Origin of the sequence: Exiguobacterium sp. UBA6309 (assembly GCF_002439205.1) — a bacterium.
Lineage (GTDB): Bacteria > Bacillota > Bacilli > Exiguobacteriales > Exiguobacteriaceae > Exiguobacterium_A.
This window is the reverse complement of sequence record NZ_DJTL01000038.1, coordinates 77870-102441: the sequence shown is the minus strand read 5'-3', so window position 1 is coordinate 102441 and position 24572 is coordinate 77870. Positions and strand designations below refer to the sequence as shown.

21 protein-coding genes and 1 riboswitch are annotated in these 24572 nt (G+C 49.5%); of the genes, 14 read left to right on the top strand and 7 right to left on the bottom strand.

What is annotated here, in order from left to right:
* Position 1: 1 nt before the first annotated feature.
* From B3M90_RS13685 to B3M90_RS13660, 6 genes are read left to right on the top strand one after another with little or no spacing between them, the layout of a single operon-like run.
* Positions 2-622: a sugar transferase gene (locus B3M90_RS13685; RefSeq protein ID WP_290784514.1), complete on the top strand. Its 621-nt coding sequence runs from the start codon at positions 2-4 to the stop codon at positions 620-622.
* Positions 603-1673, top strand: coding sequence for a lipid II:glycine glycyltransferase FemX (locus B3M90_RS13680; protein WP_290784512.1), 1071 nt, complete (start codon positions 603-605; stop codon positions 1671-1673). The genes B3M90_RS13685 and B3M90_RS13680 overlap by 20 nt, the downstream gene beginning before the upstream one ends.
* Positions 1670-2821 carry an aminotransferase class I/II-fold pyridoxal phosphate-dependent enzyme gene (locus B3M90_RS13675; protein WP_290784510.1) on the top strand — a complete coding sequence of 384 codons (1152 nt, stop codon included), beginning with the start codon at positions 1670-1672 and terminating at the stop codon, positions 2819-2821. Before B3M90_RS13680 ends, B3M90_RS13675 begins: the two co-directional genes overlap by 4 nt.
* A 23-nt stretch (positions 2822-2844) precedes the next feature.
* The gene (locus B3M90_RS13670) at positions 2845-3588 is read left to right on the top strand and encodes a hypothetical protein (RefSeq protein WP_290784508.1); all 744 of its coding nucleotides are present in this window, start codon (positions 2845-2847) and stop codon (positions 3586-3588) included.
* 29 nt (positions 3589-3617) lie between these two features.
* Positions 3618-4508 (top strand): LCP family protein, encoded by an 891-nt coding sequence (locus B3M90_RS13665; protein WP_290784506.1) that lies wholly within the window; start codon positions 3618-3620, stop codon positions 4506-4508.
* A gap of 5 nt (positions 4509-4513) precedes the next feature.
* Positions 4514-4702, top strand: coding sequence for a hypothetical protein (locus tag B3M90_RS13660; protein WP_290784504.1), 189 nt, complete (start codon positions 4514-4516; stop codon positions 4700-4702).
* 83 nt (positions 4703-4785) lie between these two features.
* Here B3M90_RS13660 and B3M90_RS13655 read toward each other — a convergent pair whose 3' ends face one another.
* On the bottom strand, positions 4786-5391 hold the full coding sequence (locus B3M90_RS13655) for an AmiS/UreI family transporter (RefSeq protein WP_290784502.1): 606 nt from the start codon (positions 5389-5391) through the stop codon (positions 4786-4788).
* A gap of 145 nt (positions 5392-5536) precedes the next feature.
* A complete protein-coding gene (locus B3M90_RS13650; protein ID WP_214852298.1) occupies positions 5537-6790 on the bottom strand; it encodes an SH3 domain-containing protein in 1254 nt (417 codons plus the stop codon).
* Positions 6791-6962: 172 nt separating this feature from the next.
* Between B3M90_RS13650 and B3M90_RS13645 the strand changes: the two genes are divergently transcribed.
* Positions 6963-7874, top strand: coding sequence for a Gfo/Idh/MocA family protein (locus B3M90_RS13645; RefSeq protein WP_290784500.1), 912 nt, complete (start codon positions 6963-6965; stop codon positions 7872-7874).
* Between the two features lie 65 nt (positions 7875-7939).
* Here B3M90_RS13645 and B3M90_RS13640 read toward each other — a convergent pair whose 3' ends face one another.
* Positions 7940-8560 (bottom strand): hypothetical protein, encoded by a 621-nt coding sequence (locus B3M90_RS13640; protein WP_290784498.1) that lies wholly within the window; start codon positions 8558-8560, stop codon positions 7940-7942.
* On the bottom strand, positions 8557-9246 hold the full coding sequence (locus tag B3M90_RS13635) for a hypothetical protein (RefSeq protein WP_290784496.1): 690 nt from the start codon (positions 9244-9246) through the stop codon (positions 8557-8559). Before B3M90_RS13635 ends, B3M90_RS13640 begins: the two co-directional genes overlap by 4 nt.
* Before the next feature lie 133 nt (positions 9247-9379).
* Here B3M90_RS13635 and B3M90_RS13630 point away from each other — a divergent pair, with 133 nt between their 5' ends.
* On the top strand, positions 9380-10453 hold the full coding sequence (locus B3M90_RS13630; RefSeq protein ID WP_290784494.1) for a glycerate kinase: 1074 nt from the start codon (positions 9380-9382) through the stop codon (positions 10451-10453).
* A 63-nt stretch (positions 10454-10516) separates the two neighbouring features.
* Positions 10517-11086 (top strand): hypothetical protein, encoded by a 570-nt coding sequence (locus tag B3M90_RS13625; RefSeq protein ID WP_290784492.1) that lies wholly within the window; start codon positions 10517-10519, stop codon positions 11084-11086.
* Positions 11087-11132: 46 nt separating this feature from the next.
* On the opposite strand, the gene B3M90_RS13620 is transcribed toward B3M90_RS13625, so the two are convergent.
* Positions 11133-11612 (bottom strand): glutathione peroxidase, encoded by a 480-nt coding sequence (locus B3M90_RS13620; protein ID WP_035410348.1) that lies wholly within the window; start codon positions 11610-11612, stop codon positions 11133-11135.
* A gap of 170 nt (positions 11613-11782) precedes the next feature.
* Here B3M90_RS13620 and B3M90_RS13615 point away from each other — a divergent pair, with 170 nt between their 5' ends.
* The 5 genes from B3M90_RS13615 (at position 11783) to B3M90_RS13595 (ending at position 18045) form a co-directional block, all read left to right on the top strand.
* Entirely contained in the window at positions 11783-11977 is a 195-nt protein-coding gene (locus B3M90_RS13615; protein ID WP_023469379.1) for a hypothetical protein, read from the top strand.
* A 240-nt stretch (positions 11978-12217) separates the two neighbouring features.
* Positions 12218-12371, top strand: a riboswitch (cyclic di-AMP (ydaO/yuaA leader).
* Between the two features lie 325 nt (positions 12372-12696).
* Complete coding sequence (kdpA, locus tag B3M90_RS13610; RefSeq protein ID WP_290784490.1) at positions 12697-14337, top strand: potassium-transporting ATPase subunit KdpA; 1641 nt, start codon at positions 12697-12699, stop codon at positions 14335-14337.
* 20 nt (positions 14338-14357) lie between these two features.
* The gene (kdpB, locus tag B3M90_RS13605; protein ID WP_414655234.1) at positions 14358-16424 is read left to right on the top strand and encodes a potassium-transporting ATPase subunit KdpB; all 2067 of its coding nucleotides are present in this window, start codon (positions 14358-14360) and stop codon (positions 16422-16424) included.
* Positions 16425-16438: 14 nt separating this feature from the next.
* Positions 16439-16960 carry a K(+)-transporting ATPase subunit C gene (kdpC, locus tag B3M90_RS13600; protein WP_290784486.1) on the top strand — a complete coding sequence of 174 codons (522 nt, stop codon included), beginning with the start codon at positions 16439-16441 and terminating at the stop codon, positions 16958-16960.
* Positions 16957-18045 (top strand): universal stress protein, encoded by a 1089-nt coding sequence (locus tag B3M90_RS13595; protein ID WP_290784484.1) that lies wholly within the window; start codon positions 16957-16959, stop codon positions 18043-18045. The genes kdpC and B3M90_RS13595 overlap by 4 nt, the downstream gene beginning before the upstream one ends.
* A gap of 330 nt (positions 18046-18375) precedes the next feature.
* Here B3M90_RS13595 and B3M90_RS13590 read toward each other — a convergent pair whose 3' ends face one another.
* Positions 18376-21963, bottom strand: a complete 3588-nt coding sequence (locus tag B3M90_RS13590) for an SH3 domain-containing protein (protein WP_290784482.1) — start codon at positions 21961-21963, stop codon at positions 18376-18378.
* Positions 21964-22163: 200 nt separating this feature from the next.
* Positions 22164-24194: a thioredoxin domain-containing protein gene (locus B3M90_RS13585; protein WP_290784480.1), complete on the bottom strand. Its 2031-nt coding sequence runs from the start codon at positions 24192-24194 to the stop codon at positions 22164-22166.
* Between the last annotated feature and the right edge of the window lie 378 nt (positions 24195-24572).

Below are 24572 nucleotides of genomic sequence, written 5' to 3'. Positions count from 1 at the left end.
CATGAAACGCACATTCGACTTCACGGTTAGTCTTATCGCTATCTTGATCCTGATTCCCGTCTACGCCCTCGTCGCCTTAGTCATCTATACGAAGCTCGGTCGTCCGATTTTCTTCAATCAAGTCCGCCCGGGTTACAAGGGGGAGTTGTTCAAAATCTACAAATTCCGCACGATGACGAACGAAACGGATGCTGAGGGAAAACTTCTCCCGGATGCAGACCGGATTCCCGCATCACTCGAGTGGATTCGTCGCTTAAGCCTTGATGAGATTCCGCAGTTCTTTAACATTCTTCGCGGACAGATGAGCTTCGTCGGGCCGCGTCCGTTACTCGTCAGTTATTTGAACCACTATACGAAGGAGCAGATGACACGGCATGATGTCCTTCCTGGTCTGACGGGCTGGGCGCAGATTCATGGACGAAACGCGACGACGTGGCAACAACGCCTCGAGCAAGATCAATGGTACGCAGCACACAAGACGTTCCGACTCGATCTCTATATCCTGTTCAAGACGTTCAAGATGGTCATCTCGTCAGAAGGGAACTCGACAGCTCATCAGACTGGGATGGGTGAGTTCAAGGGTCTCGACGGAGGTGTTCCCCATGATGTCGTTAAGCGATGAACGGTTGATCCGGGATCCGCGCGAATGGGATGCACTCGTCGCGACCTATCAGCTCGATTGTTATTACGAACATGCTTACTTCGAACTCGCGAAGGAACACGACGAGATTCCTGAGTTATTTTATTATCCGACGGAGTTTGGGACGTTGATCTATCCGTACTTGCGGCGACGGATTCCAGGCACACTCTTTGAAGATATCACGACACCTTACGGCTACGGTGGTCCTTCCTTCAAAGGCATCTGGTCACTCGATCAGATTCGCGAAGCGCGCGAGCGATTCGAACGCTATTGCAATGAGACGGGAATCGTCACAGAGACGGTTCGCTTCCATCCACTCTTGCACAATCAAGAACTGGGTCAATACTGGTGCCATCAAACGGAGATCCTGCAGCCGACCGTGACACTCGAACTAACGGACCCGTTCGAGATGATCGAAAGCGACTTTTCGCAAATGACGCGACGCAACATCCGGAAGGCGCGTCGCGAAGGCGTCACGATTCGTCTGGGACGCCCGGAAGAATACCGGGACTTCGCGCGTCTCTATCAGATGACGATGGACAAACATCAAGCCGATGCCCGGTATTACTTTGATCAGACCTACTTCGATCACTTCGCGGACGGACGAATCAAAAATGTCCTGTTGCTTGCTGAACATGACGGACGGATCATCGCCGGATGTATCGTCTTGACTGGTCGCCAGTTCGCGCATTATCACCTCGGTGCGTCTGATCCCGCATCCTTAGTCCTTCGACCCAACCATCTGTTATTCGCGGAGATGATTCGTTGGGCAAAACAAGCCGGTTTTCAAGCGCTTCATCTCGGTGGAGGCACGACACGATCGAATACGGATAGCTTGCTTGCCTACAAACGATCCTTTAGTGCGAATCAAACGTTTTTTGGACTCGGGACATCGATTCTTGATCCGACGATTTATGACCGGCTCGCACGACAAATCAAACGACAACATCCGGAAGTCGAGACAGGACAGTGGTTCCCGATCTACCGGACGCCGCTCCGTCAGCTGTCACCTCGAAGGGAGGAAACATCATGAAACACATCCCGCTCTCCATCCCGCACTTAAGTGGTCAAGAAGCACGTTACGTCACGGAAGCACTCGAGACGAACTGGGTCGCACCGCTTGGACCGAACGTCGACGCCTTCGAACGAGAGATGCGCGCCTACACGGGAGCTCGCGCAGCGCTTGCGACGAGCAGTGGTACGGCAGCCATTCACTTGGCACTCGCGACGCTTGGTGTCACGACGGGGGATGATGTCTTCTGTCAGTCCTTGACGTTCATCGCTTCGACGAATCCGATTCGCTACGTTGGTGCCCGTCCCGTCCTGATCGATTCGGAAGAGGAGACGTGGAATATGTCACCCGTCGCACTCCGACGCGCGTTGATCCAGGCGGCAACACGAGGAAAACTTCCGAAAGCCGTCATCGTCGTTCATCTGTACGGCGTTGCAGCGCAGATCGAGGAGATTGCTGCGATCTGTGAAGAGTACGATGTTCCGTTGATCGAGGATGCTGCAGAATCACTCGGGACTCGTGTCAACGGGCGGATGACCGGAACGTTCGGAACGTTCGGAATCTATTCATTCAATGGCAACAAAATCATCACGACGTCAGGCGGCGGGATGCTTGTCGCCAATGATCCGGCTCTGATCGAACGTGCCTTTTATCTCGGAACACAGGCGCGACAGCAGGTCTTGCATTATGAGCATACGGAAGTCGGCTACAATTACCGAATGAGTAATGTCGCTGCTGGGATCGGACGGGGACAGCTCGAAGTCCTCGATCAACGCGTCGACGCACGGCGGAAAATCTTTGATCGCTACGACCGTGCCTTTGCCCCGGACGGCGTCACGTCGCAAGCCGAGCAGCCTGGAACATTCGCCAACCGCTGGCTCAGTGCCTTTCTTTTACCGGGTGGTCAAGCGCAACGCGATGCGATGATTCAGACACTGCAACAAGCGAATGCCGAGTCTCGCCCGGTCTGGAAACCGATGCACTTACAACCCGTCTATCGCGACGTACCATTCGTCACAGCAGAAGGGGTTGACGTCAGCCGTCGTTTGTTTGAAGACGGTATCTGCCTTCCGTCTGCTTCACAAATGACGTTCACTGAACAAGCCGTCGTCATCCGAAACGTTCGTCATGCTTTACAGACGACCGTACGCCGGAACGTCCAGTCATGAATATATGGGAAGGGGACATCGTCATGCGCGATATGGAGGAAGCGATCCACGCACTCCGTCTCGCTGCGGACGGGAAGAATGAATTGACGGCCAATACCTATTTCCGCTGGCAACTCCACACTACTCATCCAAGCGTCGCGGAAATCCTGATGCTGTTTGGATCGTGGCAAATCGCTTTGGAACGAGCAGGCATCGGGCATGCCCGCTTGACGTTCACGAAATCGGAAATCATTGACGCCTTGCGTCAGGCACGTGAGGAACTCCATCCTTTCACGAGTGCGACGTACCGCGAATGGGCACAACAGAAACAAGCACCAAGCCTGACGGATATCGTCCATCAATTCAACTCGTGGCAGCAGGCATTGTCAGAAGCGGATATCTTAAAGGAACGCGTCCAGGAAATGGAACAACGGATCATCGAGTCATTACTGGAAGCGCAAGGGGTCTTGCCGGTCTTGACGAGTCAGACCTACACGAAGTGGGCGGCTGGTCAAAATCGTCCGACCGTCGCAACGATTGCCCGCCGGTACGGCTCTTGGTCAAACGCACTTGAAATCATTGGGATCGAATTCCCGCGCAAACGCTGGCGGGAAGAAGAAGTGCTCGACGTACTTGCTGAAGCCGCTCGCGAAACGGAGCATCTGACGATCGCAAGTTATCAACGGTTCAGTATCGGACGTGATGCGCCAAGCATCGGAGTCATCACTGCCTTGTTCGGTAGCTGGCGCAATGCTTTGCTGGTACTCGAAGCACAACGACCGTCCTGAATTCAAATTGAAGAAAAGGAGAATGGGTGATGAAGAAATGGAAATGGATCGTACTGACACTTACGGGGATTTGCCTGCTCCTTCTCTTTCGTTCAGGCGGATATGTGTATCATAAAGCGAGTCAGACGCTCAAAGAAGTCCAGGTACCGGTCAAAGCAAGCGTTGAGACGGAAAAAACCGTCGAGCAGAAAAAAGGATTCTCGTTTCTCTTACTCGGCGTCGATCAACGAAAAAATGAGACAGGACGGAGTGATACGATCATCGTCGTGACGATTGATCCGAAAACGAATACCAGTCAGATGATCAGCATCCCGCGCGACTTAAAGACAGACATCATCGGCAATGGTTCAAATGATAAGATCAACCATGCCTATGCCTTCGGTGGTCCACAGATGGCGCTTGATACGGTCAGTCATCTGTTAAAGATTCGAATCGACTATTTCGCTGAGATCAATCTAGCGGGCTTTACGGATCTCGTCAATGCGGTGGATGGGGTCAGAGTCAAGAACGATATCAATTTTTCGTACTATGAGATGCAGTTCCCAAAAGGAGAACTATTACTGAACGGGAAGGAAGCACTCGCCTATGCTCGTATGCGGCACGATGATCCACGTGGGGACTTCGGACGACAAATCCGCCAACGGCAAGTCGTTCAGGCAGTCGCCGATAAAATGACAGAGGACTTCTCGATTCGTCGCTTCAATGCTGTCCTCGACGCCCTCGGGAAAAACGTCAAGACGAACGTACCATTTTCCGTTGCCCGGACGGTCGTGACGGACTACCGGGATGCCTTACGAAATGTCGAGACCTTATCACTCGACGGAAAAGGTGGCATCGAATCGGACGGCATCTATTACTGGCATCCGACGAACAAGTCGTTGAAAGAGGTTCAAGCACAGCTGCAGAATGCATTGAAGTGATTGGCATGGAGAGAAAAAATGCGCTAGCAGGACTGATTGATAACGAAACGAACGCTCCTCTCATCCGCGCTTTCCTCAGGCGGGAAATCAGCCGCGGCAACCAACATTTCATGCAGTTTGCCGGGTCTGATTCATCCCTGACGAAAGTACCTATGGCACTTTCTTTTCCTGTAGGAGTCGCGGATGAACGATAGCGTTCTCCATCAATCAAAAAAGATGTCCATCTCCGATTCATGACCGGAAATAGACATCTTTTTTTGATGAATCGATTAGCATGTCACGACGAGCGGATCGTCCGAAGCATCGAGAATTTTATCATCGTATAGAGGAAATAGACGACAGTCAGAATGGCAGCGCCGCTCCATAACCATTGGTATGCCGTACTGAAGTAGCCAAACCGAAGACCGATCAGTGCCGGGACGATCAACGTCAACCAGCTTAATACGAGGGCGACGCGGGCAGTGATCGCGTCAATCGGACGATTCATTCCCATCCCAAGGAAAAACAGGCTCCAGAGCAATACCCAGAACAACCATGTCATCCCGCCGATGATGTCTGCTGTCGTGAAGCTGACAAATGCATAAAACAAAGCGGCGATCGCAACGAACAAGGAAAACCAACCGACACCGCTTCCGTCAAGATTGAACAGAAATGTGATGCCGACATACACATACGTAAAGGCAAACAAGTAAATGCTCGCGTAACCGAACGTTAACGCCGGATCACCGACAGCACCGATGACAAGATACGTTGCGATGAACGTTTGCAGTAGACCCGTGATGAGACTGAAGACACCAGCACTACGGAGATCGACTTTTCCAAACAAGGTCAAACTATTTAAAAAGAGCGCAACGCCCCCAAATAACAAACTGACATTTCCCACGTAAAAACTCTCCTTCATTAAGACGTCAGACGTCTGATTCTAAAGTTAACTCTAAGATGAATTCGCTTTCAGCGCAAGTATAATTTGAAGGAAAAAGAAAACAGTCTGGATCCCGAAACGGAAAACCAGACTGTTGATGAGTCGATTATTGATTTAAGACGGAGCGAAGTGTCGTCTCGGTTTGGGACAACGTTCCTTTCAGTGTGACGAGACCATATCGTGTCGATCCTTTTTTGATGAAGAAGACGCGTGTGTAGCCAGATTCCGGTGTGTAACCAGTCTTGCTCGCATAAACACGTGTATCTCCTGGAAGCGACGTATTCGTATGATACCACGTCAATGTCCGTGCATACGGTCCTTTAACGGTCGTCTGATACGACTTGCGTCCACTGATCGTCATGAGCGTGCTGTACTTCGCATATGTATTCGCGAGTTTTTGCATATCAGCAGCTGTCGTGTAATGACTTGGATGATAGAAACCGTGTGGGTTCATGAAATGACTCGCACTCATTCCGATTGAACGGGCGCGGTTATTCATGTACGAGACGAACTTCGATTCAGAACCTGCTGTCCGGACAGCGATCGCTTTTGCTGCATCATTACCAGAGCGGATCAGCATCCCGTTCAAGAGTTGACGCATCGTGACTTTATCGCCAGCACGGAAGCCAGCGACACTGCTACCTGCAGGAACGGATAACATCGAAGACGTCAGGGTGAACGTTTGATCAAGCGTGCCTTTACGTGCTGCTTCGTCATACGCGACGATTCCCGTCAACAGTTTCGTCGTACTCGCTGGATAACGGCGGACGAAGCTTTCTTTCGTCAATTGATAACTTGACGATCCAAGCTTGAAATACCGCATCGATGCAACCGGATAACTGCCACTCGATGGTTTAGGGCTGCTCGTCGTCACTTTTCGGGCAACTTGGCTAGAGACGTAATAATAATTGACTTTCCCTTTGACCTTATACCAACCGTTCGAGTACGAGACTGCATTGAACTTCGAGTTGTAGGATGCGAGTCGTTTGATGTTCTTTGATGAGGCCGTGCTTGGTGATGTCCGGACGTTCGCTCCAGCTTTCGAGTAGACGACGATTTTGTACGTCTTTACGGAGCTACTCGACACTTTTTTAGCGACTTGGTTCGATAGATAACGATATGTACCTCCGTCCTTGATCTTATACCAGCCATTCGTATACGAAACGGCTGTGAATTTTGCCTTGTACGCGGCACGTCGGACGATCGTCGCAGACGAGGCTGTACTCGGCTTCGAGCGGATGTTCGCTCCAATCGTCGAAGTGACGACGACTTGGTAACTGGCTGCCTGAGCCGGAATGGCGGGAAGACACAAAGCGAACAATAATAAGAGCGTAAGACTAGTACGGAGCAAGCGCTTCATAAAAACTCATTCCCTCCTTGTTCAAATATGGTTTTATCATAAAACAAAAAAAGGAAATTCACTTCTTTTCAAAAAAAGGAATTTGATGCCTGTAAAGGGCTGTTTCTCATCTTTTCGTGTCAATTAACGTATCATAGGGAATGTAAGCAACAGTGGAAAAGGAGGAGTTCATATGAAATTAGCCGTCATTGGTCTAGGTGATATCGCTCAAAAAGCCTATTTACCGGTCTATGCTGAACGATCTGATATCGAGGTGTATCTGATCTCGCGAGATGAAGAGAAAGCAAAACGATTGCAAGCGGCGTATCGTTTTGCAGGAACATACGCGACGTTTGCTGACGCCGTAAAGGAGGGGATCGATGCGGTCATGATCCATTCAGCGACTGTCGTCCATGCCGAGCAGGCACGGCAAGCGCTAGAAGCAGGAATCGCCGTCTACGTTGATAAGCCGGTCTCGATGGAAATTGAAGAGATTCGCAAATTGACTCGTTTATCAGAAGAGAAACAGTTACCGTTCATCACCGGATTCAACCGTCGCTTCGCTTCAGCGCATCAGCGCTTGCTTGAGGTCAACGATCCGAATCTCGTCCTCATGCAAAAGAATCGGACGTCGTTCATCGAAGATGCCAAGCCGTTTCTGTTCGACGACTTCATTCATGTCGCGGATACGCTGCGTTTCTTGACAGGACGCGGTGAGATTGAAGATTTGCACGTTAAGAGTAAGCAGGACGCAAGCGGGTTGCATCACGTGACGATTCAATTCGTCTCAAACGGCATTACGGCGATTGGTGTCATGAACCGCAATAACGGCATCACGGAAGAAGGCGTCGAAGTGATGGGACCGGAAGAAAAACGAATCGCAACGGACGTGACGACACTCGATCAATTGACGAAACAAGGCACGCTTCGGTATCCGCTCGATAACTGGGAAGCGACGCTAAAGCGCCGTGGATTCGTCGATATGCTGGATGCGTTCCTTCGGACGGTCAAAGGGGAACCGTCCGAATCGGTCGTAGCTTCTGATAGCCTGGCGACACATGAATTATGTCAGCAGGTGTATGAGAACGTTCAAGCAACACGGTAAATTAAAATCATAAAAAAACGCCGCTTCACTCGAGAATCGTCTCAAGTAAAGCGGCGTTTTACTGGTTATTTATCTGACAGTTGTTTGAGTTGATAGATTCGCTTACCGCCTGGTCCTTCGAACGTCACGCGGAGCGTCGAACGAACGAAACGGTAGCTGACTTGTCCTCCGGATAAACTGACACGAGCGGAGAAATCGGGTTCGAAACGGACGATCTCTTCATCGTTTCGGAGCGCGTCCGGGAGACCGAACTGATCAAAGCGAAGCGTCGCGATGAACGTATCTTGCTCGTCAAAAGAGACATGGATGCGTCCGGTTCCGTCGAACGGCTCATCTTCAAGTGTGCTTCGTTCGACTTCGTATGTTCCTTCAAACTGTTTGACTTGTTGCAACGTCTCTCTTGCACTGAGGGCAATGGCTTCTGCTCGTTTTCGGACAGGATGATCCGTTGCGAGTTGAAGACGTTCGATCGCCTCCGCCGTTTTTAAGACATCACGCAGTTGATAACCGGCAAGCTGTCGCTCAAGCTGAACCATCAGCCGAGCAGCCGGTTCGTCAATGTCTTGTTTCGATTGTTCGACGGCGCGGGTGTAAGTCTGTTGTTCGAGTTGATCTTGAATCTTGGATGTTTCGGGCGAACACGCCATCAGGAGACAAAGGGGCAGACAGAGGAGCACTCGTTTCATGAGGTCACCTCCGTTCGATTGACATCAATGATTTGCAGATGATCCGTATGCACTTTCAAACGATAATGGACACGGTAGGTCACAGGCTTTGAACCCGTTGCTGTCGCGATTTGGTACGTTTCCTGTGTACGCAAGTGATATGTGGTACCTTTTGACGTGAATTTTTGGAATGTCACGGCAAGAACACTTGGAGCGACAGGAGCATCAACGGCATTCGTCAACTGCTCGAGATGGTCGAACTCGGATTCGAACACCTTCAAGGTCGTAAACTGGATGGCGGAAAACGTTTCGATGGAATCGTATTTCTTTGAATACGTCGCAAGCTCTGGAATCGTCCGAGTGTATTGGCGGACGAAACGAAGGACATCATAGGACGTTGGAGGACGGTCTTTCGAATACGTTTGATTGTACGCTGTTTGGTCATCGGACCATTCCGAAAGCGCGAGTGCTTCGACACTAGGCGTCTGACCGGCTTCAGGGGAAACGGGATCTTGTAGCGAATACCACAGGAAACCGGCTCCTCCGACGAGAAAGAGCAAAAGACAGGTGCTGATGAGCCAAGTCCGTGAAGAAGACGGAACAGGTGGTTCAGCTGGTTGTTCTTTTTTGATAACAGGATGTTGGCAATGCGAACAAGTCGTATCGAATTGACGAAGTGGTGTTCCACATAACGAACAGCGTTCCATGAAATAAGACCTCCTGTGTATGTAAAATGAAATGTCAGATAAGGTAATGGTAATTTGAAATTAGTATCATCGTAACATTAATTGGAAACGCAATCAAAACTTGATATGAGATTTTTGAAGGGGGAACTTACAGATGGCACGTCACTTGATTTTAATGGATGCGTTCAAAGGGAGTATTTCTTCGAAGGAGGCAGCAGAAGCCGTCGCCTCCGGGGTTCGAGCGTATGATCCGACAGCGATCATTGATTCTTCGCCTGTCGCGGACGGTGGGGAAGGAACGCTTGAAGTCTACCTCGCGCTTGGATATAAGGAAAAGACGGCCGTGACGATTGATCTGGCAGGTCGTCCGTGTGAAGTACAGTATGCCGTAAAAGATTCAGACGCCGTCATCGAAGTCGCGCGTATTTGTGGACTGCCGATGCGTCAAAGCGGAGATGATCCTGTTCGAGTGAATACGCGTGGTGTCGGACGTTTGATGGAACAGTTACGCGATCAAGGAATAACACGTATCCGACTGGCGTTAGGGGGGACAGGTACGACGGATGGGGGACTTGGTTTACTCGCGGAAGTCGGTTGTCGTCTTCAAGATGCCTCGGGTAAGCCGATTTTGTTCCATACGAATCCGTTACTTGAGACGCAGACCATTCATTGTTCAACGTATCCGGTTCAGCTGGAAGCCCTCGTAGATGTGACAGCTCCTTATCATGGTCTAGATGGTCCAGCTTATCTGTTTGGTCCACAAAAAGGACTACTTCCGGATGACATCACAAAACTCGATCAACAACTCGAACAAATCGGAAAGTTACTTGGATTAGAGGGCGTCAAAGGAGCAGGGGCAGCCGGCGGACTCGGTGGAGCCGTGTATGCGCTTGGTGGACGGATCGTTCCGGGCGCATCGACGATCCTGCAACACCTTCGTGTAGCAGAGCGGATGCAACAAGCGGATTATGTTTGGACAGGGGAAGGACAGGTCGACCGTCAAAGCCAAATCGGTAAATTGCCAGGTGAGGTCACGCGGATGGCGAGAACAGCTGGCGTCCCTTGTCTGATCCTTGCAGGAATCGTCGAAGAAAACATCCCGCAGGCACTTGATTGTCGATCGATTCATGTCGATCAGCCGATCACACTCGATCCGGAACAGACGAAAACGCGCCTACAGGAGCAAACACGTAAGTGGCTCGAGGAACTTTCGCTGAAACAGGGATGAAGTCGGAAAAGTTTGGGTAAATAACTGTATATTGCCATACTTTTAGAGAAAGTAGGTCATCCTATGATCAATCAATCGATCCAATTATCGTTTCGCCAAGTTCGAGCGCTTGTCGAACATACTTTGCTGTTATTCAAAGAGCTCGATCAACAATTAGCGAATCGTGGATACGAACCGGTCCTACCGGATGTCGTCCAAACGGAACATGGTTTGAGCATCCATCAGACGAAAGAGAGTGCGGAGTCACTCGTTCCACATTTCCTAACGCGGACGTATGTCCGACAACAAGAAAAAACGAATCAACATGGATTATTGATCTCTGTTCAATATACGCATCCTCTCCATGAACGATTCGATCCCGTCGTCCTCGTCGGCGATGTGACATTCAAGCAGGTGAAGCATGCCCACAAAATCTTGAGTGAGAAACCGTGGCTCCTGAAGTATGCTGCCTTTGAATCGACGATCGCGCAAGAGTTCGTCGCCGATGGTACACGATACACGACGCAACCGATTGAAGAAATCGAAGAGCTGATCGTCTGGGGGCATCCGTTCACGGAAATGCGCGATATCGATGACGTCAAACGATTGGCGGAAGAAATGATCAGTCGTCACCTTGAGCCGGGGACAACATAAAAATAAGCTTCCGTTCCTTCAAGGGAGAAGGAGGGAAGCTTATTTTTTAGACTTGAACGAGCAATCGTTCGATCGCTGCCGTCAAATCCGTCGGGTTCGTTTTTGGAGAGAACCGCGTCACTTCACCATCGCGTGTCACGAGGAATTTCGTGAAATTCCACTCGATGTCTGTTGTACCGTCCGTCGTCGGTGCTTGTGCTTTCAGTTCTTCGAATAACGGATGTGCTTGCTCACCGTTGACATCGATTTTTGAGAAGACGGGGAACGTCACGCCGTAGTTGACTTGGCAGAACGACTGAATCTCCTCGTCCGTTCCGGGGTCTTGGTTCGCGAACTGATTACATGGGAAACCAAGTACGGTCAATCCTTGCGAACGATAGTCTTGATGCAATTGCTCGAGTCCTTCGAACTGTGGCGTCAAGCCGCATTTGCTGGCTGTATTGACGATCAGCCATGCTTGAGCTGGGTAGTCACTTAACGATGCCGACGTTCCGTCGACGCGTTGAAATGAATGATCTTGTAACATATCAATTCCCCCTTTTTAAGTACTTCTCTAGTGTAACAAATCCGTTTTCTCGTCGTCTGCTATCGTTACTTGCGAGATGACAGAAACATCACAATCGGGTGTCAGCGACGTTTTTTCGACGAATTTTTGTTACGATTACAAGGAATATGGAAGGAAAGGAGAGATGCCACATGAGAAAAATGTTGAAACAATCGCGGTTCGTCATGATCGCGACGCTTTGTCTCGTCCTCGTCGGAAGTTGTATTACCTTATTGACGCTTGGATTCGAACGCGATATTGTGATTCTTGTTTCTGGAGTGGTTGCCCTTTGGGTGACGATGCTAGCTCCTTTGACGGTCCATGCCAAAATGAATCAGCAATCATAATTCTGATTTGCTTATGAAACCGCAGAGCGATTCGACCTAAAAAGGAGCTCCTCCATTTTAGATGAAAGAATCGATTTCTGCGGTTTTTTTTCTTCTATAGCATAGAGTTAAAAAACACTATTTTTCGAAAGTAAGCCATTAAAAAATCAGACTATTTTTTTTCATTTTTTCTATTTACAACCTTAAAAAATCGGAGTAATATCCATCTCATCAACGAACACTAACATGTTAATGCTTCGATCTCAAAGTACGCCGAATTCATGATTGAAGCGGGGGACCCAATCGTCACGACACGTGACACGGGGTGAATCCTTTCCGAACGGGAAAGGTAGGGCGAAATCCTAGGTATGCCCGAATCCGACAGCTAACCTCGCAGGCGTTTTTAGGAGGGAACGACTCTTTTTCAGTATGCCAAGTTATAAAGGCGATGCTGGGGCCGTTTTTCGCCTCACATCGTCTTTTTGTCGTGCTTAATTGTAAAAATATTGAATAATATGGGGGTAATTTCATAATGGGAGAACTATGGAGTATCGTACTGTTCGTCTTCTTCTTCGGTACGACGTACGGAATGATTCGACTGATCGAACGTGTCCAGTGGAGAGCGGGTGACCGGAAATGACGTGGTTTTTACTAGCGACGGGTTGTCTCGTCTTTTGGTATCTCGGTTATTGTCTGATGTATCCAGAAAAATTCTAATCGCATAGGGAGAAAAGAAAAACATGTGGACTCAATTCCTGATCCAATTTTGGATCCTACTCGTCATTGCACTTTGTGCAGCTGTCTTGCTCGGTCGCTACATCGGGATGTACTTCGCACCGATCGCAGAGCGTCGGGTCGATACAATCGGTAAGGTCGAACGACGCCTTCTATCGTTACTTGGTGTCGATGAAAAGAAACAAGATCAATCGTGGGTCGGCTATTCAAAAAGTCTATTAGTCGTCAATCTACTGTTTTTCATCGGTGGGTATTTGTTGCTTCGCTTTCAAGGAAGTCTACCGCTCAATCCGAACGGCGCCGCTAATCTTGACTGGTCGACAGCGCTCCATACGACGATCAGCTTCATGACGAACACCGATCAACAACACTATTCGGGTGAAGCGTTATCGTATCTCTCACAAACGTTCGTCCTCGGAACGATGTTATTCGTTGCACCGACGATGGCATTCACGGTCTGTATCGCTGTCATCCGTGGTCTTGCGAATAAACCGCTCGGTAACTTTTATGCCGACTTCGTTCGCTTCATCTTCCGCATCCTGCTTCCGATTTCATTGTTCTTCGGGATGTTGATGATTTTACTCGGCGTACCACAGACGTTTAGTGGCGCAATCAGCGTCACGACGCTTGAAGGGGCGAAGCAGTTGATTTACCGTGGACCGGTCGCCGCGTTTGAAGTCATCAAACAGCTTGGTAACAACGGCGGTGGTTTCTTCGGAGCAAACGGTGCCCATCCGTTTGAGAACCCGAACCAGTTCGTTAACTTCATCCAGATGTTCTTGATGTTATTGATTCCGATGTCACTTCCTGTCGCGTATGGAAAAATCATCGGTTCTGCGAAACAGGGGCGGCTTTTCCTCGGTGTCATGACGATTTTATTTATCATGATGACGTTCGGCATGGCAGGTAGCCTATTTACGAACCCGACTGCACACGGTCAGGAATTACGCTTCGGTCAAGTCGGTACAGCGCTCTATAGCTCGATTACGTCAGCAGCTGAAACCGGTGCGGTCAATGCGATGCATGACTCACTCCATCCGCTTGCTGGATTGATCCAGCTCGGAAACATGATGCTCAACGTCGTGTACGGCGGTGCCGGAGCTGGATTCTTGAATGTCTTGCTTTATGCTTTCGTCGCAGTTTTCCTGACAGGTCTCTTGATCGGTCGGACACCAACGTTCCTCGGTAAGAAAATCGAGACGTTCGAAGTGAAGATGATCGCGATCGCACTTCTTGTGCCACCATTCTTGATTCTCGTCGGAACCGCGATCTCCATGTACGTCGCACCAGGCGTCGCTGGCATCTCGAATCCAGGCTATCACGGGCTATCACAAGTCTTGTACGAATTCACGTCAGCGACAGCCAATAATGGTTCCGGATTTGAAGGGCTCGGGGACGCGAATGTCTACTGGAACGTCTCGACGTCGTTCGCGTTATTTTTCGGACGTTACATCCCATTGATTTTAATGCTTGCGATCGTCGGTTCACTGAAGGCGAAACCGTCCGTACCGCAAGATGCGTTTTCGTTTAATACAGATACACCACTCTTCGGAACAGTCTTCCTCGGTACGGTCGTACTCGTCGGTGCATTGACATTCTTGCCAGTGCTCGTACTTGGACCGGTCGCGGACTGGCTGACGATGTGAACAGGAGATAAAAGCATATGATGGAACATATCATGCATCCGACGCCCGAGGAACACCAACCGAATGAGCAGCCGGATCAGCAATCAAAATCAGCAATCAACGGCTCAATCGCGCGCCAGGCGACAATGGATGCCTTTAAAAAAATGAATCCCGTCAACATGATCAAACAACCAATCATGTTCGTCGTCTGGATCGGTTGTTTGCTCGCAATCGGCTATACGATCTTCATTGATGAGATGCGTGGTTTTAACTTGACGGTCAGCATCATCCTCTTCTTGACGGTCTTGTTCGCGAACTTCGCAGAATCAATCGCCGAAGGACGCGGGAAAGCACAAGCAGACTCGCTAAAAGCATCGAAAGCGGACGTCATGGCTCGTAAACGTGTCGGACAATTGATTGAGAGCGTCTCGTCCGCGACACTCCGGAAAGGCGACATCGTCTTCGTCCGGGCCGGTGAATATGTACCAGGTGACGGTGAGATCATCAAAGGTCTTGCTTCAATTGATGAATCGGCGATCACAGGGGAATCGGCACCAGTCATCAAGGAAGCGGGGGGTGATTTCTCGTCGGTCATCGGTGGAACACTCGTCGTTAGTGATGAGATTGAAGTCCGGATCACGAGTAATCCAGGGGAATCGTTCCTCGATCAGATGATTGCGCTTGTCGAAGGCGCAAGCCGTCAAAAGACACCGAACGAGCTCGCTTTATCAACACTGTTGACGAGCTTGACATTTATTTTCTTACTCGTCGTCATGACGTTACCCGTCTTTACGAACTATCTTGGATTCAATCTTTCTGGTCCAATCTTGATCGCTTTGCTCGTCTGTTTGATTCCGACGACGATCGGTGGTTTGCTGTCCGCGATCGGCATCGCCGGGATGGACCGTGTCACCCGTTTTAACGTCATCGCGATGAGCGGGAAGGCGGTCGAAGCAGCAGGGGATATCCAAACAATCATCTTAGATAAAACGGGAACGATCACGTTCGGAAACCGGATGGCGTCAGAGATCACGCCGGTCGGTGGACGCTCTGTCGAGCAAGCATTCGAAGGGGCGATCATCGCTTCTTTAGCCGATGAGACACCGGAAGGACGTTCTGTCCTAGAACTCGCAGAACTACGAGACATGCCAGTCGAACGCGAGTGGTTAGATGGAGCAGAAATCATTCCGTTCCGTGCGGAAACACGGATGTCAGGTCTGGATTTGACGGATGGTCGTCGTGTACGGAAAGGGGCGGGTCAAGCAATTCAAGAATGGGTGACAGAACAAGGCGGAACGATTCCGAATGATTTGCAAGAAACGATCGATTCAGTCTCACGCTTAGGTGGAACCCCACTTGTCGTTGCGATAGATGCGAAGATTCTTGGAGTCATTTACTTGAAAGACACCGTCAAACCAGGAATGCGGGAACGGTTTGATCGGTTGCGTGAGATGGGGATCAAAACGATCATGTGTACCGGCGACAACCCGTTGACGGCAGCAACGATCGCTCGCGAAGCAGGCGTTGATGACTTCGTCGCCGAATGTAAACCGGAAGATAAAATCCGTGTCATCCAGCAAGAACAAGCAGCCGGTCACCTCGTCGCGATGACAGGAGACGGTACGAATGATGCACCAGCGCTCGCGCAAGCGGACGTGGGTCTAGCGATGAACAGTGGGACACAAGCCGCGAAAGAAGCAGCGAACATGATCGATCTTGATTCGAACCCAACGAAGATCATCGAAGTCGTCGAAATCGGGAAGCAGCTCTTGATGACACGGGGAGCGTTGACGACATTCTCGATTGCCAACGATGTCGCAAAATATTTTGCGATCATCCCGGCGATGTTCATGGTCGCGATTCCGCAAATGGAAGTACTCAACATCATGCGACTCGATTCCCCGACGACAGCGATTTTGTCGGCCCTAATCTTCAATGCGATCATCATTCCGATGCTGATCCCGCTCGCGATGAAAGGTGTCTCGTATAAACCGATGACAGCCGATCAATTGCTCGGGCGTAACTTACTCATCTACGGTCTTGGCGGTGTCATCGTACCGTTCATTGGGATTAAAATCATCGATGTCTTGCTTGCAAGCATCCTTTAAGGAGAAAACGAATCATGAAACAAGCCATTCGTGTGACGATCTTCATCACAGCATTATGCGGGATCGTCTTTCCCGCCTTGCTGACGCTGTTCGGTCAGATTCTCGTGCCGGATAAAGCAGCCGGCTCACTCGTACAGGAAAACGGAAAATTCATTGGATCGGAATTGATCGCGCAACCGTTCACGTCGAAACAGTATTTTCACGGACGCCCCTCAGCGGTCGATCAATTAGCGGGGTCATCTGCTGGAGATAACCTAGCAGCATCGAACCCGGAGCTTGGTACGAAGATAGCGGCATTGCAGAAACAGAACCGAGAGGACGGCGCTTCGCTTCCGGACGATGCCCTCGTGACATCCGGTTCTGGTTTCGATCCGCACATCTCAGTCGCTTATGCTTTGGATCAAGCGAAGCGTATCGCAACCGCACGCGACCTATCGCGTGATGAGGTACGCAAGCTAATCACGAAAGAAGCCGGAACGCATGATTACGTCAATGTCCTCCTTTTGAACCTAGCACTTGATCGGAGCAAGTCATGACACGGGGAAAGCTGAAGCTTTATATCGGCTCAGCTCCTGGTGTCGGAAAAACGTATAAGATGCTTGCCGATGCACGAACCTTGACGCTTGAAGGCAAGGATGTCGTCATCGGTCTGATCGAGACGCACGGTCGAAAAGAGACGGCGGAGATGGTCGGACAGCTCGAACAAGTCCCGTTACTTGAAGTCGTCTATAAAGAGAAAGTGTTTCCCGAGGTGAACGTGGACGCGATCATTGCCCGTCACCCGGATATTGTCTTGATCGATGAACTGGCGCATACGAATGCTCCCGGATCAGAACGGAAAAAACGCTATCAAGATGTCGCGGCACTCCTTGACGCCGGGATCAACGTTTACTCGGCCGTCAACATCCAGCACTTCGAAAGCTTACTCTTTAAAGTCAAAGAAGTGACGGGTATCGAGGTCCGGGAGCGAATCCCGGATCCATTTCTCGGAGAGACCGATGAGATCTTACTCGTCGACGTGACGCCGCAAACGTTACGGGAGAGACTCGAGCAAGGGAAAATCTACAAGAAAGAAAAGATTGAACAGAGTCTGAATTCGTTCTTCTCGCTTCAGAATCTCGCGAGCTTACGGGAGTTATCGTTACGACAAGTCGCGGACGAAGTCGACGATCAAGTCTATCAATCACGTTTGTTGATTGAAAAAGACCCAGCGACGTTACAAGAACGGATTCTCGTCTGCATCCAGCTTAATGATAACGCGCGAAAGTTGATCTATCGCGGATTTCGCATGGCAAGTCGATTAAAGGCGGAATTGTATGTTCTGACGATTTTACCGACAGCGGAAAATCAATTGAATGCGAAACAGAAGGAAGTGCTTGCGATGGTGCGGGAGAGTGGTGCCTTGTTCGGAGCAGAAGTGCTGATCCGGATTCAAGGCGAACGTTCGATTGCTCAAGCGATTACCGCCGCTGCCAAACATCATCGCATCACGCAAATCGTTCTCGGTCAATCCGCGCGGACCCGCTGGCAGGAAATCCGACGCGGATCGATCATCAATGAAATCATGCGTCATGTCCGCGGCATCGATATCCAAATCGTCGCCGATGACATGGAACGCTAGGGGAGCCCTTCCGCGTAAATGCAGGGGTTTTCTTCACAAGATCATCAGTCTATCGTTTCATAAGACGAACGAGTCAGTTGGTCATCCTCCCTTTCCGCAGGCGGGAGGTAAGTTGCGACATCCTCGCATTTCATACGGTCTACCGGGTCTTACCTATCCCTGTCGAAAGCGTCGAGCGCGCTTTCTTTTCCTGCAGGAGTTGAGGATGATCCTGCTCGTTCGCTACTAATGAAAAAGGAAAGACCGTTCCGGTGGGATCACCAGAACAGTCTTTCCTTTTTTGATGTTGGAACACATTCATTGATTTAAAGACGTTGGTTCATCGTCTCCTTAACGAGCGAAGACTGGAATATCAAAGACAGCTGTGTAGCTATCCATCTGTTGATAGAGTGAATAGATCCGAGACGTTTGCTTAACGGCCCATCCCATGTCTGTTGCGTATTGATGGCTACCAGGACGCATCGGACTCCAACGCATCTTGTAGAGCGTGTTTTGTCCGTATTCATTATGGATGTACTTCGTGCTGATGAATTCAGCACCACCGACGATTGCCGCTTCTGGTGTGAACCAGCCCATTTTATAGGCATAAGCAGCGCCGGTGTTGATCGCATCATAATCATACGCACCGATTCCATACATGTTATAGACTTTACGTCCATTCCATGTCACACCCATTGCGAGTGTCGATTGTCCATTGCCTGTCTCAAGTAAAGCGTGTGAGATCAAGTAAGCTTCGTTGACGCTGTATTTTTGACCAGCATCGATGAACGCTTGTCCACAACTACCGTTGCTACACTTGTTGAAGATCCCGAGTCCTTTCGTTACGTTCGCTAACATCTTATCAAGTGTCGCAGCCGATGCTCCTGTCGTTTTCGAGAGATCGAGGAACTGATAGAAGGCAGAAGAGTTGCGGTCGACTTTCAGTGGATCGGCAGCGTCACGGACGTCCGTTTCGAGGGCATTCAACCATTGGATCGTTGAGTAACCACTTGTCGCACTCGTGTAGACACGTGGCTTTGTCGTATAGAAGCCACTGACTGATTGATAGACGCGAATCATTCGACCAGGTTGGAACTGACCGTAGACGTGACTCGCCGTCGAAGCACCAGAGCGGATGTTAAGTGGTGTCGTCGCTGTGACAGTCGCAATTGTTCCATTGACTGGATCAAGTGCGCCGCCGAGACGGACGTAACCCGTACTGACATACATCAATTTATCTTTATAGATATCCGTTTGTGGTGGTGGGTTCAGTTTCATCTGGGCGCTGATGAAGGTATCGAACGTATACGGTGTCGCGACAGAATTATAGACGTTTAATTTCGAAGAAGTCGTCACGAACGCCCCCTTATACGCGTACCCACTTTTTCCATCATACGAAATCTTATACCAATCACCGATTTGACCGGAGACAGTAACGACGAGGTTTTTCGGAATCGTCTTGATGACATTATAGGAGCTACCGACGTAAGACCGTAAGGCAGCGTCTGATGTTGCCCGTACATACATTTTGTCCTTTGATTCATATTTGATCGATGACGTATTTTGTCCGGTACGGATATAACCCGTTTTCCCGTCGATCGTTACTTTATGCCACGACGTGTTCGTGTACGACGTGATCAAAGCAGAAGTGTAATAGACATTTCCGAACGCGAGTGTCGTGACATTCGATGCTTGATCGTCCGGTGCTTGTTTGACGACGAGCGATTCATTCGCCAAGAAGCGTGCACCTGTGATCTTTTTCGTTTCGGTATACGGTGTCAGTGTTGATTTTAAGACATAGCCATTTTTCCCAGCGTAGCTGATCTTTAACCACTGATCGAGACTGCCTGTTACTTGAACGACGGCTGCATTTGGCAGCTTAGCCACTGTCGCATAGGCTGAACCGGCATCCGACTGGAGTGTCGTATCCGTCGTTGCTTGATAGCGGTGATTATTAACGCTCTCATAGGTGACCGGTGAACCTTGATTGATTTGAACGTAGCCGGTCTTCCCATCGACTGTCAGGCGATGCCATTGCTCGGAATGACCATTCGTGACGACTTGATTCGTCGTGTAGACGTCTCCAGAAGAAAGGCGAACGACGGTTTCTGCTGTCGCATGGTGCGATGCTTTCACTTCGACGGTACGTTCAAGGCGATAATAAGAAGAAGGAATCGATTGCGTCATGACTTTTTCCTTGGCGTAACGTGAAGCGATATAACCCGTCTTCCCGCTGTACGTCACGCGATACCAGTCATCGATCATTCCAGTGACGGTAATGCTTGTACCAGAAGGAATCGTTTTAACGGTCGCGTAAGTGTTTCCGGCATACGAGCGAAGTGGAGTCGAAGCCGTCGTCTGCATGAAGATCCGGTCCGATTGGTACTGCACACTCTTGCCTTGGTTGACTGGGATGTAGCCCGTCTTTCCATCTTTGCTTACACGATGCCATTGCTGTCCGTTTGACGTGACGAGCTGTGTCGTGTAATAGATATCACCGCTCTGCAAAGTTGCAAGTGTCGATGCTTTTGCATCTGGTGAAGATTTAATGGAAACTGCTTTTTCAAGCTCAAAGCGTGCACCTGCAATTTTCTGCTTCGTCGCAAGTGTCGTAAACGTGTTTGATGCGGCATATCCCGTTTTACCGTTATAACTGACCCGGTACCAATTCCCGATTCGTCCAGAAATTTTGATGACGGTATTGCTCGGGATCGTTTGCACTGTTGCATACGATGGACCCGCATAGGAACGAATCGCCGTCGATGCCGTCGTTTTTAAAGAGAGCTTTGATTCAGTTTCGTACGTAATCGGTGTTGCTTGATTGGCTGGTACGAATCCGATTTTGCCTTCCTTCGATACTTGATGCCATGTTTCGCCGAGCGGATTCGTCACACGTGTTTTCGTATAATAGACGTTTCCGGCACTCAGTGTCGCAAGTGTTTTTGCATTCGCGGCAGGTGTCGTTTTGATGACGAGTGGTGATGTCAACAAGAAGCGTGAAGACGGAAGCTTTGTTTTTTCTGTGTACTCTGCCAACGTAGCGGATAATACATACCCTGTCTTTCCGGCATATGTGACTTGATGATAAATTGCCGTCTTAGCATTCGAAGTGACGACCGTACCTTTTGGTAGACTCGCTAGACTTTGTTTTGCCTCGGCTTGACTGTAAAGTGGTGTCACACTTTTCGTCTGATACCGTGTTTGTGGAATCAGTGTCACATTTTGCTTTTCAGAAGAGGCGAACGCATCTTGATGCATGTAGCCTGTCTTCCCGTCGTACTGGATACTGACCCATTTTTCGATCCGGCCGACGACTTTGACGTCTTTTCCAGATGGAATGGTCTGAACTTTGGGATAACCTGTTCCGGCGTACTGACGCAAGATGTAAGCATCGATCGTTTTTAACGTCGTGTTCGTCACCTTTTTATAGGCGACCGCTTTTGCGCCAGCAACGACATAGCCTGTCTTGCCGTCATATTTGACGCGGTACCATGTCTCGCCATATGGATTCGTCACACGTTGTGACGTGTAATACACATCCTCTTCGTTCAACGTGCCGATCGTCGTTGCAGTATCCACTGCTGTCTTTTTGATCGGTGTCTTTTTGAGGACAAGGTAGCGCTGTCCTGAAACGGATTGTTTCTTTTCGTACAGCGTGAGGTATTTCGACGCAACATATCCCGTTTTTCCAGCATATGTGACCCTTCTGAACGAGCCAGAAGCATACGTGGATGAAACGACAGTTCCGGTCTTGATCGTCAACAAGCGTTTCCGAGAAGATGCCGTCTTATCGTACAGATAACTATCGGTAGACAGACGATAGGTCGTCGCTTTCGTCGTTGCTGCTTCAGCCATCGGGAGAGATGTCAATACGATGCTGAAAACGATGAGAAAGCTTGCGAACACCTTCAAGGTCTTCGAGAATGATGTCGTGTTCAAAGTATCTTTCCTCCTAGTAGATATTCGTCTGGATGGACGGAATCGGCTTCTAGGATGTCTAAGTCTAAGTTGTTAAATCTATTGCCTGTCCTTACTATCGACAATATCGGATTTTTATGAATAAGATGTTGGATATTTTTGAAAAAAGGGGACTGGTTTTTTGAAAAACCCTCCTGTTTTTTAAACAAGAGGGAATATGGTCAGATATTGAGACGTGCGAGGATTTCTGTTAAATTCGTCGTCGGGCGTTCACAAGCAAAATCATGACAGAGGTAAGCCATTGGCTCGTCTGGTTCTGGATAATCCGCGAGGAGTGGGACGTGCGGAAGAAGATCGCGCTTCGTACCGATCAACAAAGCAACTTCCGGTAAGCGTAACTGTTGCAGTTGCTTGATTTCGAGCGGGATGTCTACTTCTTCCGGAAGCAAGATAATCAATTCCTTCGGTTCCATCTGCCGGTAGGTGAAGGTACTGACAAGTGAGGCGAATCCGGTCGGTTGTTGCTCGACTTCCTCTATTAAGGTTGCGAGAGCCCGTTCAGCACTCTCTTGATAAACGAGACGACCAGTAAGACGACTGAGCGTGAAAAGGGCGTTCAAGGCAACGCTATTTCCGGCAGGTGTGACGCCATCATACAGATCGAGTGGACGAACAAGTAGTTTGTCGGAGCGTGACGACGTCAGATAAAAATAACCATCTACTGTCTGGAATTGATCCTGCAGCACATCTGCGAAAGCTAAAGCTTCCTTTAGATGGAGAGCATGGTGTGTAGACTGGAATAGTTCGAGATGTGCATCAATCATGTACGCATAGTCATCGAGGAAACCGTGACCGGTCACTTGGCCATCGCGGTAATGGACAGCAAGGTGCTGTTCGGTACGAACGAATCGTTCAAGGGACGTCATGGCACGCGTTGCGACATGCGTATAATGCGGTTCACCAAGGACACGGCCGGCTTTAGCGAACGTCGAGATCATCATCGCATTCCATGATGTCAACCGTTTATCATCACGGAACGGTCGAATGCGTTCATTTCGCGCACGAAGAAGAATTTGGCGCTCGTGTTCGAGTTGCGACGCTGTTTCAGCAAGCGACAAGTGAATAGAACGTGCGAATGCCTCGAGTGTTCGTCCTGTCCGGTAAAAGACGTTCCGTCCCTCAAAGTTTCCCGATGATGAAGCATGATAGAAGCGGGGGAACAGCGCGTTTGGTCCGAGTAAATCGGTCAGCTCACGCTCCGTGAACGTATAAAAATGTCCTTCGCCCCCTTCGCTATCTGCATCCAGTGCAGCATAAAAGGTGCCGTCCGGTGCGGTCAGCTCCTGTTCTACAAACGTCAGGACTTCTTCTGCATAGCGACAGAAGCGAATTTGACCCGATGCTTGATACGTTTCGATGCATACTGTCGCAAACCAGGCATTGTCATAGAGCATCTTCTCGAAATGAGGAATTTCCCACTTGGCATCGACCGTGTAGCGGAATAGACCGTAGCCGACTTGATCCGTCATCCCGCCGTCACGCATCGCGATCAGCGATCGCATGACCATATGAAGTGCCGTCTCGTCTTCCGCGAACTGATAATAATCGAGCAAGAAACGGAGCAGGGCAGGCGACGGGAACTTCGGTGCCTCTCCGAATCCGCCATGTTGACGATCAAATCGTCGCATCGCTTGATCGAAAGTGTCATGAATGATCGATTCATCCCAAGTACGGGTAGACGTCGCAGGCTGCAATACGTCGCGAAGCGTCTGCGACATATTCTGACCGACTTGTGCGATTTTCTCTGGTGAATGGCGGAATTGTTCGCTGAGCTGGAGTGTCACTTGACGAAAACTCGGACGATTGAACTGAGGCGTTTTTGGAAAATACGTGCCGATATAAAATGGTTGTTGATCCGCTGTCATGAAGACGCTCAGCGGCCAGCCGCCTTGTCCATTCATGACTTGAGCAGCCGTCATGTACAAATGATCGATGTCGGGACGTTCTTCTCGGTCGACTTTGATCGAGATATAGCGTTCATTTAAGAGTCGTGCCGTTTCTTCATCTTCGAAACTTTCGCGAGACAGCACATGGCACCAGTGGCACGTCGAATACCCGATCGATAAAAAGATTGGCTTACCAGTCTCGCGTGCGGCAGTGAAGGCATCCTCACCCCAGGGATACCAATCGACAGGGTGGTGGGCATGTTGCAATAGATAGGGACTCGTTTCATGGATAAGTCGATTCGACATGATGGATTTCCCTCGTTTCTTCTATAATAATGAGTCCTCTTCACGATACTCGGCTTTTGTAGCAGGTGCAACTCTGATTCCAAGACGAGGAAAAACGATTTTCCAAAAGAAAGATTGACTTTATAAAAGAAAGTATGATAGATTAATATAAGTCATGAATCGGGGATGATCACTCATGTGAGAATCTTCAATCCATATCATACAATTAAATCGACAGGTCAGGATTTTTAGACCGCTACTGACAAATGAGTCAGACATAAGTCATCGCTTTTATTTTGTCCTTCTTCATACTACGGGAAGAAGTCGACCCAGCAAGATAAACCTTCCAATCGATACTTTTCCGCTCATTCCCGAGCTATTTCTAAAAATCCCAGTATC

Bases quoted from the DNA above. Each gene is read 5' to 3' on its own strand.
- B3M90_RS13685 (WP_290784514.1), top strand. From the start codon at position 2: ATGAAACGCACATTCGACTTCACGGTTAGTCTTATCGCTATCTTGATC.
- B3M90_RS13680 (WP_290784512.1), top strand. From the start codon at position 603: ATGATGTCGTTAAGCGATGAACGGTTGATCCGGGATCCGCGCGAATGG.
- B3M90_RS13675 (WP_290784510.1), top strand. From the start codon at position 1,670: ATGAAACACATCCCGCTCTCCATCCCGCACTTAAGTGGTCAAGAAGCA.
- B3M90_RS13670 (WP_290784508.1), top strand. From the start codon at position 2,845: ATGCGCGATATGGAGGAAGCGATCCACGCACTCCGTCTCGCTGCGGAC.
- B3M90_RS13665 (WP_290784506.1), top strand. From the start codon at position 3,618: ATGAAGAAATGGAAATGGATCGTACTGACACTTACGGGGATTTGCCTG.
- B3M90_RS13660 (WP_290784504.1), top strand. From the start codon at position 4,514: ATGGAGAGAAAAAATGCGCTAGCAGGACTGATTGATAACGAAACGAAC.
- B3M90_RS13650 (WP_214852298.1), bottom strand. From the start codon at position 6,790: ATGAAGCGCTTGCTCCGTACTAGTCTTACGCTCTTATTATTGTTCGCT.
- B3M90_RS13645 (WP_290784500.1), top strand. From the start codon at position 6,963: ATGAAATTAGCCGTCATTGGTCTAGGTGATATCGCTCAAAAAGCCTAT.
- B3M90_RS13640 (WP_290784498.1), bottom strand. From the start codon at position 8,560: ATGAAACGAGTGCTCCTCTGTCTGCCCCTTTGTCTCCTGATGGCGTGT.
- B3M90_RS13635 (WP_290784496.1), bottom strand. From the start codon at position 9,246: ATGGAACGCTGTTCGTTATGTGGAACACCACTTCGTCAATTCGATACG.
- B3M90_RS13630 (WP_290784494.1), top strand. From the start codon at position 9,380: ATGGCACGTCACTTGATTTTAATGGATGCGTTCAAAGGGAGTATTTCT.
- B3M90_RS13625 (WP_290784492.1), top strand. From the start codon at position 10,517: ATGATCAATCAATCGATCCAATTATCGTTTCGCCAAGTTCGAGCGCTT.
- B3M90_RS13620 (WP_035410348.1), bottom strand. From the start codon at position 11,612: ATGTTACAAGATCATTCATTTCAACGCGTCGACGGAACGTCGGCATCG.
- B3M90_RS13615 (WP_023469379.1), top strand. From the start codon at position 11,783: ATGAGAAAAATGTTGAAACAATCGCGGTTCGTCATGATCGCGACGCTT.
- kdpA (WP_290784490.1), top strand. From the start codon at position 12,697: ATGTGGACTCAATTCCTGATCCAATTTTGGATCCTACTCGTCATTGCA.
- kdpB (WP_414655234.1), top strand. From the start codon at position 14,358: ATGGAACATATCATGCATCCGACGCCCGAGGAACACCAACCGAATGAG.
- kdpC (WP_290784486.1), top strand. From the start codon at position 16,439: ATGAAACAAGCCATTCGTGTGACGATCTTCATCACAGCATTATGCGGG.
- B3M90_RS13595 (WP_290784484.1), top strand. From the start codon at position 16,957: ATGACACGGGGAAAGCTGAAGCTTTATATCGGCTCAGCTCCTGGTGTC.
- B3M90_RS13585 (WP_290784480.1), bottom strand. From the start codon at position 24,194: ATGTCGAATCGACTTATCCATGAAACGAGTCCCTATCTATTGCAACAT.